At 45.9% G+C, this 21,100-nt stretch carries 10 protein-coding genes; 7 read left to right on the forward strand and 3 right to left on the reverse strand.

Annotated elements, in window-relative coordinates; translation table 11 throughout:
• Positions 1-97 precede the first annotated feature (97 nt).
• From ABHV44_RS01125 to rsmI, 7 genes are all read left to right on the forward strand, one after another.
• On the forward strand, positions 98-1,060 hold the full coding sequence (locus tag ABHV44_RS01125; RefSeq protein ID WP_459072794.1) for a gliding motility-associated C-terminal domain-containing protein: 963 nt from the start codon (positions 98-100) through the stop codon (positions 1,058-1,060).
• Positions 1,057-1,992, forward strand: a complete 936-nt coding sequence (locus ABHV44_RS01130) for a PorP/SprF family type IX secretion system membrane protein (RefSeq protein ID WP_459072795.1) — start codon at positions 1,057-1,059, stop codon at positions 1,990-1,992. The genes ABHV44_RS01125 and ABHV44_RS01130 overlap by 4 nt, the downstream gene beginning before the upstream one ends.
• Before the next feature lie 85 nt (positions 1,993-2,077).
• Positions 2,078-9,781, forward strand: coding sequence for a T9SS type B sorting domain-containing protein (locus ABHV44_RS01135; RefSeq protein WP_459072796.1), 7,704 nt, complete (start codon positions 2,078-2,080; stop codon positions 9,779-9,781).
• Positions 9,782-9,785: 4 nt separating this feature from the next.
• Entirely contained in the window at positions 9,786-10,682 is an 897-nt protein-coding gene (locus ABHV44_RS01140; RefSeq protein ID WP_459072797.1) for a PorP/SprF family type IX secretion system membrane protein, read from the forward strand.
• A gap of 60 nt (positions 10,683-10,742) precedes the next feature.
• Entirely contained in the window at positions 10,743-11,096 is a 354-nt protein-coding gene (locus tag ABHV44_RS01145; protein WP_459072798.1) for an MmcQ/YjbR family DNA-binding protein, read from the forward strand.
• Between the two features lie 78 nt (positions 11,097-11,174).
• The gene (locus tag ABHV44_RS01150) at positions 11,175-12,107 is read left to right on the forward strand and encodes a hypothetical protein (RefSeq protein ID WP_459072799.1); all 933 of its coding nucleotides are present in this window, start codon (positions 11,175-11,177) and stop codon (positions 12,105-12,107) included.
• A complete protein-coding gene (rsmI, locus tag ABHV44_RS01155; RefSeq protein WP_459072800.1) occupies positions 12,104-12,775 on the forward strand; it encodes a 16S rRNA (cytidine(1402)-2'-O)-methyltransferase in 672 nt (223 codons plus the stop codon). Before ABHV44_RS01150 ends, rsmI begins: the two co-directional genes overlap by 4 nt.
• Here rsmI and radA read toward each other — a convergent pair.
• The 3 genes from radA to ABHV44_RS01170 form a co-directional block, all read right to left on the reverse strand.
• Entirely contained in the window at positions 12,772-14,136 is a 1,365-nt protein-coding gene (gene radA, locus ABHV44_RS01160) for a DNA repair protein RadA (protein WP_459072801.1), read from the reverse strand. The genes rsmI and radA overlap by 4 nt on opposite strands.
• Positions 14,137-14,229: 93 nt before the next feature.
• Entirely contained in the window at positions 14,230-17,625 is a 3,396-nt protein-coding gene (locus ABHV44_RS01165) for a T9SS type B sorting domain-containing protein (protein ID WP_459072802.1), read from the reverse strand.
• Between the two features lie 57 nt (positions 17,626-17,682).
• On the reverse strand, positions 17,683-21,066 hold the full coding sequence (locus tag ABHV44_RS01170; RefSeq protein ID WP_459072803.1) for a nidogen-like domain-containing protein: 3,384 nt from the start codon (positions 21,064-21,066) through the stop codon (positions 17,683-17,685).
• Between the last annotated feature and the right edge of the window lie 34 nt (positions 21,067-21,100).

Here is a 21,100-nt window from a genome sequence, read left to right on the forward strand (position 1 = left end):
TACTCATCGTTTGGATATGCACACTTTCGTGTGGAAATCATTTAATTGCTGACTTCTGCAAGCGGCTTTAATAATTAATTTTAGCAGACGAATAATTATGACTAAACACCACCTGATCATATTGAGCTTCTTGCTCGTTGCCGGCTTCGGTCGTGCTCAAAATTGCGCAGATGAAACACTCTGTGCGGAAGATGGGGTTTACTCGGCTACGATGCCCGCCAGCACCGTAGTAAATTGTGGCGGAGAAGCGCTGGAATTCAGCTATATCTACTCTTTCACAACCAACAACAACGGTGATGCAACAGATGCCACCATTCTTATTGAAAACATAGATTGTGGAACAGCCACAGTTCCAGCAGACACTATTTTTGCATTTGTTGTTGAGCCGGATCCTGGCGCTCCTTGTGATTTGTCGATGGCAAACACTGTAGCTTCCTGCCAGTCGGATTCCGTTACAATGGAGATCGATCTAACCAATCTTTTTCCGCTTACGACTTATCATGTTGTCATTGGAGCGAATGTGCCCGGTTGTGGTTTCGATGCCTCCATTTCCGGTGAAGCCGTTGACATCAACGTTTGCTGCGATTCCCAGGTCGGGCTCGGACTTTCCTACACAGTAGAAGAACTCAGCGGAGCAAATGACTACACCTGGGATCCGCTTAGCTACATAGACGATCCCGACTCACCCAATCCCACTATTACCCCAGAGCAAAGCGTTGAATACACCGTAACAGCAGAAGTTGGTGGCTGCACTGTGACTGATCAGCTTTTTATCACATTGCTTCCTCCGGTGGAACCGGCAAATATGTTTACTCCGAATGGTGACCTGATTAATGACCTTTGGCTGATTCAGGGAATCGAACGCTTTCAGGGAGCCACAGTGACTGTATTCGACAGATGGGGACAGGTTGTTTTCAAATCCATTGGCTACGCCCAACCCTGGGACGGAACGAACAGAGGAAAAGAATTGCCCAGTGCTACCTACTACTACGTGATCGAAATTAACTCACTCAACGTTAATGCCGAACCTATCACCGGATCAATAACCATTGTAAAATGAGAAAGTTAGCTAGCATAATCATATTCATTTTGGTAGCTGTATCCGGTTTTGCTCAACAAATGCCCCAGTACACCAACTTCGACATGAACTACTTCGGTCTTAACCCAGCCGTTGCCGGAAGTGAGGAGTGTCTCGATTTAAAAATCGGCTACAGAAGACAGTGGATTGGCGTTGAAGGCTCTCCGACATCTGCATTTTTGAATGCTCACGGAAAAATTGGAAAATCAAGAACCGGAAACTTCCATGGAGTTGGCGGAATGGTAGAAACGGATAAAACAGGTCCGATTTCGTTCACTTCAGCTCATGGAGCTTATGCTTACCATCTCAGATTAAACAGAAAATACATGCTCGCCATGGGAGCCACCCTGGGAATCCTGCAGTACCGCCTCGATTTGGGTGGCGCAGTTCTACCAGAAGTTGGAGCACTCAATGATCCTGCGCTGCTTGCTAGCCAATCCAGCCTTGTTTTCCCCATGGCCGATATCGGATTTTGGCTTTACAGTAAAGATCATTTTATCGGACTTTCCATGAAAAATATTCTCAATACTGAAGTTCCAGATATCGGATTAGAGACTTATATCGTTCCGCACTTTTTGCTATCGGGTGGTGTCAACATCGACCTCAACAAAGGCTTTGAATTTAAACCACAGGCCTTGGTGAAGTATGTTAGTGGGTCCAGACTGGCTGCTGACCTCAACCTACTCTTTGAGTATAAGGATGTTGTTACTGCCGGAGTTGGTGTAAGAAGTGAGAATGGCATCTCCGGAATAGTTCGATTCAACGTGTTGAAATACTTTTCAGTCGGATATAGTTACGACTACACTTTGTCAAAAATGAGATTTGGCGGTCAAAATACTCACGAGTTAGTTATCGGGATTCAGGCGTGTCCTGATGGTCAGCCTCGTGGAATACCTTGTTCGGCCTATGATTAAATATTAATTGGAAAACAGAAACCCAACTCCACCCTAAACCGTATCCTTTGAGAGTTGTGGGTAATACTTAATAAGGATTATCGTCTTGAAGAACTATCTAAAACACCTCGTAATCGCCACGTTGTTTGTGGCCGCTTTTGTTTCCTCTCAGGCTCAGACGCTCCAATGGATCGGTGAATCAGGAGATTGGAACAGCTCCTCAAACTGGCAATCCGAAGCTGATTCCAGAAGCAATTTTTCTGCGTTACCAGACCAAGACACGAAAGTGATCTTCGACTCTGATCAGCCGATTTACATCCAACTTTCAGGAAATATTTCTTGCGGAAATCTGGAAATTACACCCGGAACCGAAGTCTTTTTTCAGGGTTCGGCAACTGCTGAATTATCTGTTTTTGGAGATATCTCGCAAAAAGGAATAGCTCATTTCGACTGTGGGTCGATCAATTTAGCTGGAAGCAACCAACAAATCGATTTTGGAAATCATCCATCATTTAAGGCAGACCTCATTGTCTCTGGCAGAGAAGCTACCCTCAACAGTTCTTTAAGACAAGCTTTCGATGCCGGAATTGAAGTCTGTGGTTCTTTCGATTTCAACGCTCAGCAAGTTCAGACTGGAACACTTAGTTTTTGCGAAACTGCCGGAACAATCAACCTTTTTGGAGCTTTGGTTTATGTCGACCAAAAGCTTACAGCACCAGAAAATCTTGAGGTACTTCAAAATGGTGGAAGTGTCTTTGTAAACAGAAATTCAAGTCTAAGAAGCTCACCGGGAAATATCGATTTGATCAGCCCTTCCTCAATGCCAGAAACAGATTGTGGAACAGGACCGAGCCAAACGCCATTTACGGTGGAGGCTACTGTGATTTCTGACTACAACGGTCAGGACGTAAGCTGTAATGATGCGGAAGACGGTCAGGCTTTTGCCCAGGTGATTAGCGGAGGAGTTGGACCATTCACCTACATGTGGATCAACGGGCCGGCAACACAACAGTACAATGGTCTCGGTGCCGGTACTTATACGGTTCTTGTCGTTGATCAAGGTCAGGGAGTGAGCTGTGGAGTTGACCTCCAATTGACAGAGCCCAGTGAGGTGAACATATTTGGGATGAACCTCGTGCCACCAACTTGTGCTGACACTTGTAATGGACAGGCTTCTCCATCTCCTTTTGGAGGAACTCCTGGCTACACATTTTTGTGGAACAACACCGACCCTACTCAAAACATTACGACTCTTTGCGAAGGAGAAAACAACCTCCAAATTTTTGACCTCAATGGCTGCGTTTTCGACACAACCTTCAACACACCTTTAGACGGAATCGATTTTGGACTTAGTGTTACGGACGCTCTTTGCTTTGGAGGATCTGATGGATCTGCCACTTCATCTCCTTCAGGAGGAGGCGGTGCTCCTTTTACAATCAACTGGTCTACAAGCGACTCTGGGAACTCTGTAAGCGGACTTAGCGCTGGAAATTACACACTCACAGTAGAAGACGTAGATGGATGTGTGGTAGACACTCTTTTTGAAGTTGGTGAAGGACCGGAGATTACATTAACCATAGATTCTTTGGTCGACCTTACTTGTTTTGAGTCTAATGACGGAGGCATTTTTGCAACCGTGGGTGGAGGAGTTCCTCCCTACACAACTCAATGGACCGGGCCAAACGGATTCAATTCAGCAAACGAAAACATTACAGGACTTGAAGCCGGTACCTACAATTTGACGGTAACAGACGATAACGGTTGTCAGGAAACTTTTTCTGCAACGATCAATCAGCCTAACGAACTGACTGCTTCAGGAGTCGAAACTCCAGTAGACTGCTTTGGAGCAGCTACAGGATCCATCGACCTGACCATCGCTGGCGGTAGTCTTCCTTACTCAATTAGTTGGACCGGTCCTGACGGATTCACCGCAAACACAGAAGATATTGCAAACCTTGAGGCTGGCTTTTACAATGCGACAGTGACTGATGGTAATGGCTGTACAGTGAATGCGACTGTAGAAGTAACTGAGCCTAACGAATTGCAATTTTCAGAATCGATCACTCCTATCACTTGCTTTGGTGACGATGACGGAGCCATCGACCTCAACCTCTCTGGAGGAACTCCCCCTTACGATGTGCAATGGGTTGGACCTGCTGGCTTTTTTGCAAATACCGAAGATATTTCTGGTCTTGCTCCCGGAGATTACGATGTGACTGTTACCGATGATAATAGTTGTGTTGTCACAAACACTTTCACTATAGACCCGGTTGCTGACATCACTATCGACCTCACCGTTTCGGAAATAACCTGTAACGGTAGCGATGACGGAGCAATCTCGTCCATAATTGCTGGAGGAACTCCGCCTTACACCATCAACTGGACCGGACCCAATAGTTTCTCTAGCGGAAACCAGGATATCTCAAGTCTGGAACCCGGAACATACACGATCCAGGTAACGGACGACAACGGCTGTATCAAAACCGATCAGGTAATTCTAAATGAGCCTGCCGCAATCACAGTCTCCGCAATCGTAAATGATGTAACCTGTAATGGATTCAGCGATGGATTTATTGACATCACCACTTCCGGAGGAAATCCCGGATACGATTTTTCATGGACTGGACCAGATGGATTTAGTGCTACTACCGAAGACATCAGCGGGCTTGAGGCAGGCGACTACACTTTGCTTGTGACAGACGACAACAACTGTACTTACAGTGAAATCTTCACAATCGAGGAGTTTCCGCCAATCGACATTAATGCGACTTTCTCACCAATTGTTTGTGCGGGTGAAGACGTGGGAACAATCGACCTCACCGTTACTGGGGGAGTTTCACCTTACGACTTTAGCTGGTCTGGACCAAATGGTTTTAACAGCCTAAACGAAGATATCTCCGGACTGGAAGCAGGCGATTACACCGTTATCGTAGGCGATCAGGCTGGATGTAGTGATACTGCTACTTACACCATCGACAGCACTGTTCCGATACTAATTGAGGCTACTTTCTCAGACCCGGTTTGTAACGGAGATTCGAACGGACAAATTGATTTGACCATTTCCGGAGGATCAACTCCTTATAGCATTGTGTGGAATACTACAGATACTTCTGAAGACCTGACCGGGCTTCCGGCCGGTACTTACTCAGTAGAAGTCACCGATGATGATGGTTGTGTTCAAACCGACATCGAGCTGATTGATTCAGGACTCACTGTTTCGGAAATCACGCTGACTGACCCACCGTTGCTCACACTCAACGCAACTCCAACAGACATCGCTTGCTTTGGCGATACCTTGGGAACAATCGATCTTGAAATTGTTGGTGGCATTCCACCTTACAACGTGAGCTGGTCAGGTCCCGATGGCTTCACTTCAACAGACGAAGATCTATCGAATATTCTTGCTGGTGATTACACTGTAACGGTAACTGACGATGCGGGCTGCGTGGAAACAACTACTGTTACCGTAGACGAACCTGCAGAAATTGTTTTGGACGCCACTCTCAGCACTCAGCTTTGTGGAGACGACCTGGGGTCGATCGATCTTGAAATTTCAGGAGGAATTGCTCCTTACACCACAGAATGGGTAGGGCCTAACGGATTCAATTCTGCTAGCGAGGATCTCACGGATTTGGAGCAAGGATCTTACACAGTCACTGTAACAGACGACAATGGTTGTCAGGTAGAAGAAATTTACGAAATCACTGGGCCAGACACAATTTCTGTAAATAGCACACCAGTTGACCTCGATTGTAGCGGCATTGACAACGGAACAATTGAAATTGAAGTGTCTGGAGGCACCACTCCTTACACGATCACCTGGAACGGTCCTGACGGATTCACTTCCAACGATGAAGATATTTTCAATCTCGCAGCCGGAAGCTACGACCTGAACATTGAAGATGACAATGCCTGCACGTTTGATACAACAATAACTTTGAATCAACCTGATGTAATTTCGATTACAAATGCTGTTATCACTCCTCCTCTTTGTAATGGAGAAGAAAACGCCTCAATTGAATTGGAAACTGCTGGAGGCACTCCACCTCTCAATTTCAACTGGACCGGACCGGACGGGTTTGTAGCAGGTACCGAAGACATTTTTGACCTGGCACCAGGTGTTTACGATTTGCAGATCACAGATCAGGGAAATTGCCAACTGGACACTTCTTTCACGATTGTTGACACTCCACTTCTGGAGTTAACGCTGGACCCAACTAATGTTTCTTGTTTTGGTGAAAATGATGGAAGCATTGACCTTTCAATCGCTGGCGGCACTGCTCCTTACAGCACTGCGTGGACTGGTCCAAACGGATTCATCTCGGCAGATGAAGACATCTTTAACCTTGAGCCTGGACTCTATGAGGTGACTGTTACCGATAGCAACCTTTGTGAAGCTATGGCCTCTGTTGAAATTGTGGAAGGCATTGGAGTTTCGATTACTACTTCAACGACACCTTCCAATTGCGACATCGACAACGGTACAGCTGTCGTTGATTCGATCGGTGGAGGAACGGCACCTTATAACTTTTCATGGGAAGATAACCTAGGAAACGAAATTTCAACAGACAGTCTGGCAACAGGTCTGAGTTCTGGAGACTACACTGTTTTTGTAACTGACTCCAATGGATGTCAGGCAACTCAGTTGGTAACCGTAGAAAATACTGCCAGCGCTACACTTGATGCCGCTATTACAGAACCGCTTTGCTTTGGAGACAATAATGGAACCATCGACCTTACGATCAGCTCTGGAACGCCTCCCTTTGATGTAAGCTGGAGTGGTCCCGATGGTTTCGCCTCGACAGACGAAGATATTTCCGACCTGGAAGCAGGCACATACTCAGTTTCTGTTACGGACGATGCAGGCTGTCTTTCTCAGATGGATTTTGAAGTGACACAACCCGGATTAATTTCAGTTGATGCCACCCTGACTTACATCGCATGTAACGGTGATTCTTCTGGAGCAATAGAAATCATAGTGAATGGTGGAACTCCGGACTTTGACTTCAGCTGGACCGGACCAAACGGTTTTGCTTCAACAGATCAAAACATCGATACACTTTTGGCAGGTACCTACAATTTGGAAATTACCGATACCAATGGTTGTACAGCAGATACGCTCTTTACTCTTTCAGAGGCTGACCCTTACACGATAGACATCGCTCTTACGGACACGATTTGCTTTGGCGCTGCCGATGGTCAAATCAACGTGACCACAAGTGGAGCTACTCCGCCTTACAACTTCAACTGGACAAGCACTTCAGGTGGCTTCACTTCTTTTGACGAAGATATTTTCGACCTTGTTCCAGGTGACTACATCCTCACAATAACTGACGACAATGGATGTACCCTGGACACCACAGTGACTATCCACGAAGCGGATGATCTCACAGTTACGGTCGATCAGGTATTGCCCGATTGTCAGCAAAGCAACGGATCGCTCACAGCTAATCCTACCGGTGGTCAAGAAGGAACTTCCTACAGCTACTTCTGGTACGATGTGGAAGCTGGAAATACGCTCATCAGTCAGAATCAGACCCTGAGTGGAATCACCGCAGGAATCTACTACCTCGAAGTGTTTGACGACCTCGGTTGCTCTGCAACAGCGACAGTTCCTCTTTCCGATGATGCTGGAACTCTTTCATTTGATATCACCGATGTGCTTTGCAATGGAGCAAATACGGGAGCAATCGACATGACAGTGACGGACGCTACAGACCCAGTTACCATCAGCTGGTCAGGTCCTGACGGATTTTCAAGCTCTGACGAAGACATTAATGATCTTTTCGCAGGAGATTACACTGTTCAGGTGACTGACGATCTTGGCTGCGAGCTCAATGAAATAGTTTCTATAACCGAACCTGATTCCATTTCAATTGAATTGACAACTTCAGACATCACGTGTGCCGGTCTCGATAACGGAACCATCAGTGCTGTAGTAACTGGCGGAGTATCTCCATATTCTTTCGACTGGACGGGTCCAAATGGTTTTAACTCAACAGATCAGGATATTAGCGACCTTGAAGAAGGTTGTTACACAGTGACAGTTACTGATGACAATGGCTGTGTAAACACTGCCGACACTTGTCTCACGTCTGTACCATCAGTTTCTGTGATGGCGACAGTAACCAATATCGAATGTGCCGGAGACACCACCGGAATGATTGATATCGATGTGATGGGTGGAACCACTCCTTACACACTTACATGGACTGGGCCGGATGGATTCACTTCAGATCAGGAAGACATCAATCAGCTTGTGGCAGGAGAGTACGATCTGAATATTAGCGATGTAAACCTCTGCGGCCTCGACACTACGTTTACCGTTGAAGAAAACGCACCATTCGATATCTCAGCAAACATGACCAACCCAAGTTGTCCAGGAACCGATGACGGAGCTATTGATATCACCGTTAGCGGTGGTACCGGATCTCTCGACTTTTCATGGACAGGTCCAAATGGATTTGCTTCGCCAATGGAAGATATTAGTGGGCTGGAGAATGGTGATTATGAACTCACCATTACCGACTCACTTGGATGCAGCGTGATAAACACAATTCCGCTGGCAGATCCTGACTCATTGCAACTTACTCTCAACGCCATGGACGTAACGTGCAATGGAGCAGCCGATGGATCGATCACTCTAGAAATAACTGGTGGAACCGAACCCTACGACATTTCATGGACTGGCCCCGATGGATTTACTTCAGATCAGGCAGAACTCGAAGATCTGGAGCCTGGAACTTATTCAGTTTCTGTGACAGACGACAATGGATGTAGTGCTACTGCAACTGCAGAAATTAACGAATATCCAGAAATTGATCTCAGCATTAACGATCTGCAAAATGAGTCTTGTCCTGAAACGATGGACGGCTTCATCGATATCGATATCAGCGGTGGACTCCCTTCTTACAACTTCAACTGGTCGGGACCTGATGGCTTCACAGCCGACACAGAAGACATCGACAGCCTGAGCTTTGGCACCTACTCTGTTTCAATTACAGATTCTGTTGGATGTGAAGTGATTATCAATAACATCACTCTTTCAGTGGCTGACTCGATAGATGTGAGCACTTCAGGAGATATTGCGGAATGCTTTGGAGACGGACCTTATCTGATTCTCGGTTCTAGTGAAGGATCTACTGTCGATCAGCAAAACTGGACAACCCTCGAAGGCGATACCCTGAGCACAGACGAAACATTAGAAATAAATCCTGAAGCTGGCGTTTACGAGTTTATTTACACGGCTACTGCAGGAAATTGCTCGGCAACAGACACCGTTTCGGTAGAAATTTTCGAATTGCCAGATGCCAATGCCGGTGAAGACGACTTCGTTTTTATCGATGAAATTTTCACTATTGGAGGTGACCCGACAACGGGATCTGAAAACACTGTTTCCTGGTCTCCGGGAGATATTTTGCCAGACAGCACTGCGCTTAATCCTTCTACAAGCATTGAAGAAAACACAACTTTCTACCTCACAGTGACAAGTCCCGATGGCTGTGTAGCTCTGGACACTGTGGTAATCGAGATCGTTCCTGAAATCGACATCCCTTCTGGTTTCTCTCCCAATGGAGATGGTATCAACGAATTGTGGTTGATCGGCAACATCGAGCAGTATCCAAACACGGTAATTGAGGTTTACAACCGATGGGGAGATTTGCTCCACCGATCTGCCGGAGTCTATGAACCGTGGGACGGAAAGTACGAAGGTAACGTAGTGCCGGTAGGAACGTACTACTATGTAATTGACATCAACGAGCCAGAATTTCAGGAAGAAATTACCGGCCCGGTCACCATTTTAAGATAACACCATGCACCGAATCATATACACCCTAAGCATTTTGCTCTTGTTTTCGGCACTGGTTGAAAAAGTGAGTGCTCAGCAGCTTCCACAAATCAGCCAGTACATGGAGAACGACTACGTCATTAACCCAGCCGTGGCCGGAACTCAGCAATATTTTGACGTGAAATTCATGAGCCGCCAGCAATGGTCGGGTATTACTGATGCACCTCGCACCTTCACCCTTTCCCTGGCAGCGCCAATGAAAAACGAAAAGATGGGTCTCGGAGGCTACATCTACACCGACAATGCCGGACCAACCCGAAGAAGTGGTTTCCAATTGAGCTACTCCTATATTCTCACACTCAACGAATCTCTGAAGCTCAGCCTGGCAGCTTCAGGTGGACTTCAGCAATTTGCCATTGACGGATCTCAGATAACCTTGACCAACAATGACGATCCGGCACTTTACGGTGAAAAGCGAGCCGACTTACTGTTCGATGCTAAGTTCGGTGCTTACCTCTACCACGAGGATTTTTATGTGGGTTTAACTTTTCCTCAGCTTTTGCAAAACCAGCTCGATTTGTACGATTCTGAAAATTCTATCAGCAGACTGGAAGATCACTACTACCTCACAGCAGGTTATCGTTATGAAATCAACGAAACCTTCACGGTAGAGCCTTCGGTAATGCTGAAGTACACTCAGCCGGTTCCCTTAAAAATTGATGCTTCGGCAAGAGTTTTTTATCAGGACATGATTTGGCTGGGAGGCTCTTACCGAAACAATGACGCAATTATCGTCATGGCCGGATACGAGTATCAGAACGCTTTATCGATAGGCTATTCTTACGATTTCACTACCAGCAACCTCCAGAACTACAGCTCGGGCACGCATGAAATCGTACTGGGCTTTAAGTTCAATCAATAAGCCGGTAGCGGCATTTCTTCGAATTTTTAATTTTAGTTTCGCAAAAACAATTTTGGCATCATGCACATTGAGGCTTTGCGCGACTACTGCCTATCTAAAAAAGGCGTCACTGAAGGACTACCCTTCGGTCCGGATACGCTTGTTTTTAAAGTTGGTGGAAAAATGTTTGCACTTGCTGGACTCGAGCCTTTCGATTACATCAACCTTAAGTGCGATCCAGAAAAAGCGCTGGAGCTGAGAGCTGAATTCGAAGGAATTCGCCCAGGCTACCACATGAACAAGGAGCACTGGAACTCGGTGTACGTAGATGGCACAGTACCCGAAAATCTGATCATCGAGCTGATTGACCTGAGTTATGCACTAGTTGCCAAAAGCCTGTCTAAAAAGGCGAAAGAGGAACACGGACTGAGTTAGATTCTCAGTGCAAAAAACACAATAAGAACCTCTTCGTTTAGGTTCAAAAGATTATTAGTTAATTTGGTTTTCAACCGAATGGAGGATAAAGAAAAATACAAGGACATAAAATCGCTCACTGCGGAATTGGCCAAACAAGTGAAAGCACTTGAAACGGGCGAGCTTGCTGCCGGAGACCTCGACTCTATGGCGGAAAAGTCGCGCGAGCTCTACGAGCGAATTATCGTGATCCGTCACCTGGCTTACGAACGCATTGTAAAAAATAAGACTGAAGGCTCAATGGCAAAAGAGCCGCGCGAAATGCCGTTCAGGATTAACATGAACCGCCCTCCGATTTCCAAAAATCAAACTTCGCTTATCGATGTGATCGAGGAGCTCACAGCTGGCGAAGAAGATGATTTTGCTGATGAATCTAAAGACGAGTCAACGGCCTCGACTGAAACTAATGAAGTACAGGAAGAAACTGTTGAAGAAGAGTCTGAAAAAGATGTCCAAGAAACCGTTGAATCTGAAGAAGAGACTGTAGCTGAGGAAGAGCAACCCGAAGAAGTTGAAGAAGAGGTTGCTAAAGATGAAGAGCCGTCAGAAGAAGCACCCGAGGAGGTTGAGGAAGAAGTTGCTGAGGAAGAGCAAGAATTGCCCGAGGTGAAGATTGAGCCTGAGAGCGAAAGCGAGCCTGCACCTATGGAGGAGCAGATTGAAGAAAAGCTTTCGTCTCCAGCGACCAGATCAACAGAACAGCCCGAGACGCTTGCTGATCGTCTGAAAATGACTCCGCTTGCAGACCTTAAAAAAGCGATTGGATTGAATCAAAAATTTCAATTTATCAACGAGCTTTTTGAAGGTGATGCCGATGAATACGCTGACAGCATCGAGAAACTCAACAGTGCAGACAACATGGAATCGGCAATCAAATATTTTGAGAAAGACCTTGCAGCTAAAAACGACTGGGAAGAGGATCACCCCAGCGTGCTCGACCTGCGCGAGCTCGTTCAAAGACGCTACTTATGAGCAAGCTCTATCTAGTTCCCACGCCAATTGGCAATCTTGAAGACATCACTCTCCGAGCGTTGAGAATTTTAAAAGAGGTTGACGGAATACTGGCTGAAGACACTCGAGTAACAAAGAAGCTGCTCCAGCACTACGACATCAATCAACAAGTTTTTAGCTTTCATCAAAACAACGAACACAAGGCGCTTGACGGTGTCGTTAATCGACTGAGAACAGGAGCTACACTGGCTTTGGTAAGTGACGCGGGCACTCCCGGAATTTCTGACCCGGGCTTTTTGCTTGCCCGCGAATGCATCAGAGAAGGAATTGAAATCGAAACGCTCACCGGAGCCACAGCCTTCGTTCCGGCCCTGGTAAATTCCGGTCTGCCGTGCGATCGTTTCGTATTTGAAGGGTTTTTACCTCACAAAAAAGGTCGCCAAACCAAGCTCGACTTGTTGGTTGAAGAGGAAAGAACCATTGTGCTCTACGAGTCGCCTCACCGACTATTGAAGACCTTAAAACAACTGGAAGAACGCTGTACTCCAGAGAGGGAAATCTCTGTGTCGCGCGAGATCTCAAAAAAGTTCGAAGAAACTGTCAGAGGGACGATATCAGAGGTTTTCGCCCATTTCGAAGAGAAGGGTGTGAAAGGGGAGTTTGTAATTGTTTTGGCCGGAAAGAGCTAGCCGAAAATCCTATTAAACACTTCCTCAACTTTCGTCACCATCACCAATTCCAACTTATATTTTTTCGGATCTATTCCCTTGTTGTAGCTCGAGATGAACATTCTGTCGAAACCGAGCTTGTCGGCTTCTGAGATGCGCTGATCGACTCTTGTGACAGGACGGATTTCACCGGAAAGCCCCACCTCACCCGCGAAAGCTGTAGTTCTTGCAACGGGTAGATCTTCTCCCGAAGAAAGAATTGCAGCAATCACAGCAAGATCGATTGCCGGATCGTCCATTTTTACTCCTCCCGCAAGATTCAAGAAAACGTCTTTTGCACCAAGCCTAAATCCGCAACGCTTCTCAAGAACTGCCAACAGCATGTTGAGCCTGCGGAGATCAAAACCAGTAGCCGATCTCTGAGGGGTACCATAGGCTGCGGTGCTCACGAGTGCCTGAACTTCAATGAGTAAAGGACGAAGCCCCTCTAGCGTTGAAGCCACAGCAGTTCCACTGAGCGTTTCTCCACCTTGTCCGATAAGAATTTCTGATGGGTTGTCGACTTCGCGGAGTCCACTTCCCTGCATCTCGTAAATGCCCAACTCGTTGGTTGAACCAAACCGATTCTTCACTGAACGCAATAAACGATAGATGTGGTGGCGATCTCCTTCAAACTGGATGACGGTATCCACCATGTGCTCGAGCACTTTTGGCCCTGCAAGTGAACCCTCTTTGGTGATGTGACCAATGAGAAAAACCGGAGTTTGAGTTTTCTTGGCAAAATTCATCATCTCGGAGGCCGACTCTCTGATTTGTGAGATACTTCCCGGAGAAGAATCGATGTATTCGGAGTGAAGAGTTTGAATCGAATCGATAATGAGCAGATCTGGTTGATGTTGCTTAACGGTCTGGAGGATCTGCTGAGTAGAGGTTTCAGTGTAAATCAGACAATTACCATCATTCATTCCCAGCCGCTCTGCACGCATTCTAATTTGCTCACCACTTTCCTCACCCGAAACGTAAAGTGTTTTTAAGCCTTCGTTTTGCAGAGCTGTCTGCAGCATCAAGGTAGATTTACCTATGCCCGGTTCGCCTCCAACTAAGATCAAGCTTCCGGGGACCAGTCCACCACCCAAAACCCGGTTGAATTCCTGATCTTTAAGCAGAAAACGTCTGCCACTTCCAGGTTCAATTTCACTGAGAGATCTGGCAGAGTTTTTACCGGGTTTTTTAGCCGCCTGTCCGTATTCGTCCTTTCCACCTTTGCTCACCACTTCTTCTACCATCGTGTTCCATTCTCCACAAGACGGACACTTGCCAACCCATTTGGCGGATTCGGCTCCACAATTCTGACAGAAAAAACTCGATATGATTTTTACCATAGGGCTTCAAAGATAGTGCTTATAAAAAAGGAAGGCCCGACAAAAATGCCGGGCCAACCCAATAATCGATATATAGAAAAGCTACGGGTGGATTTATCTCACAATGGTGAGGTATCCGCTGTAGGAATCGCCATTTGGCAACTCTACGATGTAGTAGTAAGTTCCTTCTCCCTGGTCGTCTGCGCCCCAATCGTTTTGGTAGTCGGCATCTTCGTAAACCAGTTTACCCCATCGATCAAAAACGCGCAAAACAACATCATTAAAATTCTGAGATCCCTGGATGATCAGTTCATCATTTATATTGTCGTTGTTAGGGCTAATGATATTCGGATAAGTAATATCACAAGGATCTGGAATAATTATGATTTCAGCCTGATCTGAACCGCAGGCGTTTACAGCATTTGCCGTGAAAATTATTGGTGCATCTAAAGATGATTGAGGGAAGTTAGCCGAGTTGACCGTAAAGTTCTGACCAGTTCCCAATACCTCATCCTCAGAGTAACTTGAAGTCCATCCGATCGTTGCATCTTCAGCTCCTGCTACTTGCACAGAAATCGTCTCTGAAATTCCCGGACAAATTACAAACCCTTCATCAACGGCTGTAATCACCGGCTCTTGTATAAAGTCAATATCATGGCAAGCTTCTGCTGTTTCGCATTCGTTTTCTACTGTTCCGCAATACGTTCCATCTGAAGACACGCTAAGCGTATTTCCTGTTGAACTGTCATCCCAGGTTACTGAACCCGAACCATTGTAGGACATCTGAAGCGTAATGCTATTCCCTTCACACCCTGTGGGTGGAGCAACAATCTGAGGCTCTAATGCTGCAAGCAAGTCTACAGTTGAAGTAGCAGTGAGCTCTTCACATCCAGTAGACACTGTCACAGTGTATTCGCCTTCACCGACTGTAATCTCAGGGTCTTCTGGGTCATCGACATCGCCTTCCCAAAGATAGGTGAGACCAGAGTCGTCTCCTGCCACGGGGTCGAGTGTAACTGTTTCTCCCTGGCAAATGGTGTAATCCTGAAGCTCCACAACAGGCTGGTCAAGGATGCTAATTACAGCACTATCGGAAACTGATGCGCAAGCATTTTCCACAGTAATTGTATATGTTCCAGGTTCGGAAACTGTCAGGTTAGGATCGCTGCCCAAGTTGTCATTCCAGAAAACGGTTGAGTTATCAAGAGGGTCATCTACATTGGCCATCAACTCTACCTCATCTCCTGGACAAATTGTGTCGCCTTGGGTAGACAGGTTCACTGTTGGTGGAAGGTTGAATTCGATATCGTAGCAGTATTCAATTCCGCACGACTCTTCGAGGAAGCAAAGTTCGTAAGTACCAAAGTCGTCTGGAGTGAAGTCTGTGTTAAACTCTTCGGTAGTTCCAAAAGTACCTCCAGGGCCACTGACAAGTTCCCAGGTTCCAACAGCTGGATCAGAAGTACAGCCAGCATAACCTTCCCAAACTACTCCTTCTTCAAGATTATCCAGCTCAATTTGATTCTGGTTGCTACAATTGAATATTGTCACGGTATTGGTTGGTCCACCAAAATCGTTATAAACGACCTCAATATATTGACCAAAAGTGATTTGGTATGTATCTATTGTAAACTGATTGAGTGTTGTGAAAAACTCTCCTTCAATCGTATCTCCATCAATAATCAGAGACAGGTAACTTCCTTGCCATCCAGAGCCCGAGTTACTGAACATATAGAAGCTCAGGTTACCGGTTCCAGGGTTGTTGTATCCTCCATCAAACTCAACAGGTTCTAGTCCTTCGCAATAGATTCCGCTCCATTCATCTTCTGGAATGTAGCTGTCAATACCCTCTATGTTAAAGATTCTTTGCCCCTGGCAACCGGCAGAGTCAGTCACTACCACTCGGTAAGTTCCTGCTGCAAGATTTGCCGTTTGCTCATCATCAGGACCATAAACTTCACCAGGGAAGTTCTGATATGGCTCCCAAAAATAACTGTCATATTCACTTTGAACTGTAACCTCTGAGGAATCGTCTGAGCAAATGGGGTTGCCAACGATATCTATAAAAGGAAGGAAAAACGCAGTCTCGTCTACAAAGATGGATGCAGATGCCTCACATCCAGCTAAAGAAGCAGTAAGAAGCACTTCACCTCCATCGTCTACATCGCAAACATTTGTAGTACAGCCGGTATTCCAACTGTAGGTATCAAACCCTTCTGTTGCAGTAAGAGTGGCTGCAGATCCCGCACAAAAGAGCGGATCCCCTTCAATCGTGAGAGTCGGTAATGTAATATCCAATACCTGAATAATATAGGTGATGCTCGTAGACTGAGCGGGTGAGCCATCATCCGTGGCTGTAATAATCAGTTCATGGGTTCCCTGATTATCACTTGTACCCACAAAAAGTCCTGTGAGTGTGGCTATGGAACCTTCATCTACTTCGAGAATCTGAAAGCCATCGGCATTGGTATCATCTACCGTGATAGTCGTAGTCTGACTGGATTCAGGAGACAAGAAACTCAGATCGAAAGTGGCAGTATCGTTCAAACATAAAAAGAGTGTATCGCAAGCGCTGCCGGTTGTTGGAACTGGCGGCACATTGTTGTCAGAAGTGTTAGAAGAGAAAATTATAGAACGGAAGTCCAACCAATCAACTCCATCTTGTGCACCGTAAGGGCCATCGTAGTTATCATTGAGCAAATTGAAACGTCCAAACTGAACACCCTGATTTCCAAAGCTTTTATCGGCACCCACTGTAGCCGGATCTGGGTTGTTGGCTCCTCCAGAACCACCACCCCAGTCGCCCTGAGCCCATTCCATTTGATCGTAACAAAAGGCTACGTTATTGCCTTCTCCCAGCACTGGACTTTCACCATCGGTGATAATCATTTGGAAGGTGTTGGTTTTATCTGTGTTCAAAAAGTAATAGCCGACATTCACAAAGTTCACGTAAACCGCATCGTCAGTCACCTTGTAATAAACTTCCCCAATCTGGCGGATATCGATGTCTGCCCAGTAACCAGCCACTAGATTATAGCTTGATCCAGGAAAAGCTTCCGGGGTAAAATCCGCAAATGGCGCAAATGAAATCACTCCTTTAGTACTTACGTAAAATTGATTGTAAGAAGCACCGTAGTGATTGTAGGTGAAAGGCATTGAAATTGGCCCGAATGATCCGTCCAAACTACTTGGAGAAAACTGACTCTGAGTAATCTGGGTATAGGTCTCATCCACTGGGGTGTAGCAGTCACACGTAGACCTTCCGCCTTCATTTGCCACAATAGGCGTTGTCTCATGAATGGCTTCTACAGCTTCATCGTAAGCGTGCTTATCAAACTGATCGATTGCAATGAGTGAATCGATCACCTCGTGAGTCAAGTCCATCACATTTGCAGTGGTGATTTCAAACACACCATTTTCACCTGACTCCTCTTCATCCAGGCCACTCGTCTGAGCAATTGCGTACCCAGAAAATGTGAGCAGCGCCATCATTAGATATAATCTGCGCATAGTATCTATTTATTAGTCTTTGGTTTATTCTTCTCTTGGTTGTTCTGAAGCAAAGGGCTATCGAACCACCGTGATGTAGCCTGAAAATTCTTCAGTCGGCAACACCAATGTATAGTAATAAGTTCCTTCGTTTTGATCTTCTGCTTCCCAGGCATCGTCATTTGAGTAGTTGTCATCGCTAAATACTTCTTTTCCCCATCTGTCGAAAATCTTCAACTGAACAGAGGAGAAGTATTCAATTCCTTCGATGTAGAAGCCTTCGTTTTTGTTATCGTTATTCGGAGAGATAATATTCGGAATAACCACGTTGCAAACCACAGGAGTTACCAATATCTCATCGCTATCAGAACCACACGGGCCACTGATGGTAACCATATATGTAATCGGCCCTCCCAGAGCGTCTTGAGGTATATCATCGGAGAATACTGTAAAGCTTTCGCCTGTTTGGGTGAAAGGCTCTTCCATAAATGAAGCTGTCCAAATATAAATGCCTCCAAAAGATCCTGATGCCGTTGTGTTGATAGACTGAGGGTCTCCCGCACACAATATGAAGTCATCATTGGTGATTTCGACCGTAGGGTCCTCTGCAATTGTGATGTTGATGCAATCTTCAGCCGACTCGCATTCGTTCGAAACTGTCACGCAATATTCCCCTGATTCATCTACCAGGATGCTGTTGGAACTTTCATTCGTGCTCCATTCGATTTCACCATCTATCTCACCCGTTAACACGAGCTCTGCTGATGTCCCATCACAGATAAGTGTATTATCTGTATCAATAATTGGGTTCACTCCCGGGAAGATTGAAACTTCCGCAACAGCTTCTTCAGAGCCACATGGGCTAGTAACAGTTACCGTGTATGTTCCCGGTTCGGTCGCTTCAAACTGCGGATCGGTAGAGCCATCGGCTGAACCACCAGTCCAGGAATAAACGTAGCCAGGATCGTTGGCAATGGGATCGAGAATTACAGACCCCGTACCACCGCAAACCAGTGTATCAGAAAGCATTGGGTCTGGAGTAGTAGACATTGTTACATCAATACAAGAGGTAGCTTGTCCGCATTGATTTGAAAGCGTGTAGCAATATTCGCCACTCTCGGTCACAGTAAGAGGGCCATCAGGATCTCCCGTATTCCATTCTCCTGTGGCATCATCTGCCGGATCAGTTTCTTCTGGTTCGATCACAAACTCATCCTCATCACAAACGAGTATTTCTTCTTCGAGCTGAACTCCTGGTTCTTCAGAAATCTCAACATCGTAGCAATACTCAATACCGCAAACAGAGTCCGTAAAGCAAAGCTCGTATTGACCGTAATCCTGAGCATCGAAAATGATGTCGTAGTCATTGTCTTCTTCGTCATTGTTGATGATCTCATAATCGGGTCCGGTCACACTCCACGATCCAAATGCTGGATCGGAGTTACAACCTGAGTAGCCTTCGTAGATAATTCCAGAAGGAATTGTATTCACTGCGATTCCGGGCTGATCAAATACAGGTGGGCCACCGCAGTTGGTGAAGTTTATAATATTTCCATTGTCGTTTGATCCAGAATTGTAAATGATCTCAACATACTCTCCGTAAGTAACAGGAATGGAGTAAGACGTTTGATTACTGCCTGTCAGTGTGTAATTCCCCTGGAGTTCTCCATCGATAAAAACATCAACTGAGCCTCCCTGCCAGCCGGGCTGCTGAGTGTTGATCAGGAAAAGTGTGATTGATCCGGCAGTAGCATCACTGTATGCACCGAAAAACTCGATTTCCTGTGGTCCATCACAATAAAGGCCAGAAATATCATCTTCGGGAATAAACGCATCCGTAGAAGAAACATTAAAGATTCGCTGACCAATACATCCATCAGCTGTTTCCACATTCAGTACAAAAGTTCCCGATGATAAGTAAACTGTTTGACCAGTTGGATCATCAGAGTAAACAGTTCCAGGAAAGTCCTGGTAGACAGACCAGCTATAAGATTCGTATTCGTTGACCGAGGTCACGAGAGTGGAGTCGTTTGAACAAATCGGTTGGTTGGCAACCTGCACTGGCGGCAAGAAAAAGTCGCCTTCCTCCACATCGATCGAAGCAGTCGCATCGCAGTTGTTCAAAATTCCCTGAACTGTGTAAGTCCCGGATTGATCAACCTCACAACTATCACTTTCGCAGTCAGTATTCCAATTGTATTCGTCAAATCCTTCAGGAACGTAAAGGATTGTAGACCCTCCACCGCAGAAAGTCGTGTCTCCACTAATTTCAAAAAGTGGAATTTCCTGTTCTGTTACCACAATAGTGATCGTCACAGAAGTGGAAGCAGCCGGAGAACCGGTATCTGTAGCCGTAATGGTTACAGTGAAAGCTCCAACATTGTCGGTTGAGCCGGTGAAAGTTGCGTTGAACTCTCCTACATCACCTTCAACAATGTCAATATCGGTGAAGCCATCCAGCCCTCCATCGTCAAAAGTTATGTTGACGTCCTGATTATTCTCAGGAGCCAAAAACTGCGTACTAAACTCAACAGACTCCCCCTGACACACAAAGAGAGTATCACAGTTTCCAATACCAGTTGCCACTGGAGGCACGTTGTTAGAAAAATCAGCACAAGCTGAAAAACCAAATGATTGATCATCGAGGTAATCAACTCCATCATCCGCTCCGAATGGACCATCGTAAGATGCGTTGTTTTGGTTGAAGCGTCCAAATTGTATGTAAGATGTTCCACCTGCACCTTCGTTTGCACCTACTGTTGCAGGGCTTCCACCGAAACCTCCGGTACCACTACTTGCAGTTCCTGTAGTCCACTGCATGTCCTGATAGCAAAAGGATACATTCCTATCTAATCCAACAAAATCATTTTCTCCATTGGTGAGAACTACCTGAAACGTATTGGTTTGACCCGGAGCATTACTTCCAAAGTAGCCAACTTGCATCCAGTTGATGTAAATGGCATCATCAGTAATTTTATATCTGATGTTTCCACCTTCGCTGAGATTTACGTCTGCCCAAAATGGCGCTACCATAGGCGTACTCACCGGAAATCCAGCAGGAGTGTAGGTTCCGAAAGAGTTTCCAAAAGTTACATTCCCATTGGCGTTGATGTACAGTCCATTGTAATCATTTCCGTAAAGACAAAAATCAAAAGGTATTGGAATGAAAGATGAAGAACAGTCGTCACACAAGTTCAGTGTGGCGTAGGTATTGTCGGGTTCAACCCAGCAATCACACGATGCATCTCTACCTGCAGTAGCCTGCAAATTTGAGTCGTAAACATCCGGGTGAAGCTCTTCATCACTCAGGCTCTCCTCCATCACGTAGATGGCCCCTTCCTGAAGCTCACCAGCAGCTTTCAGCGTGCCATATTCTTCTGCAGAAATGATTATCTCATCCTGTGCATTTGCAAATTGGAGTATAGCTACTCCGAGAAAAAGCATTATAAATCGCTTCATCATTTTGTAAGGTTTAGTATTGGCTTAGTCCCTTTCA

Origin of the sequence: Halocola ammonii (assembly GCF_049334165.1) — a bacterium.
Classification (GTDB): domain Bacteria; phylum Bacteroidota; class Bacteroidia; order Flavobacteriales_D; family Sanyastnellaceae; genus JBEGHD01.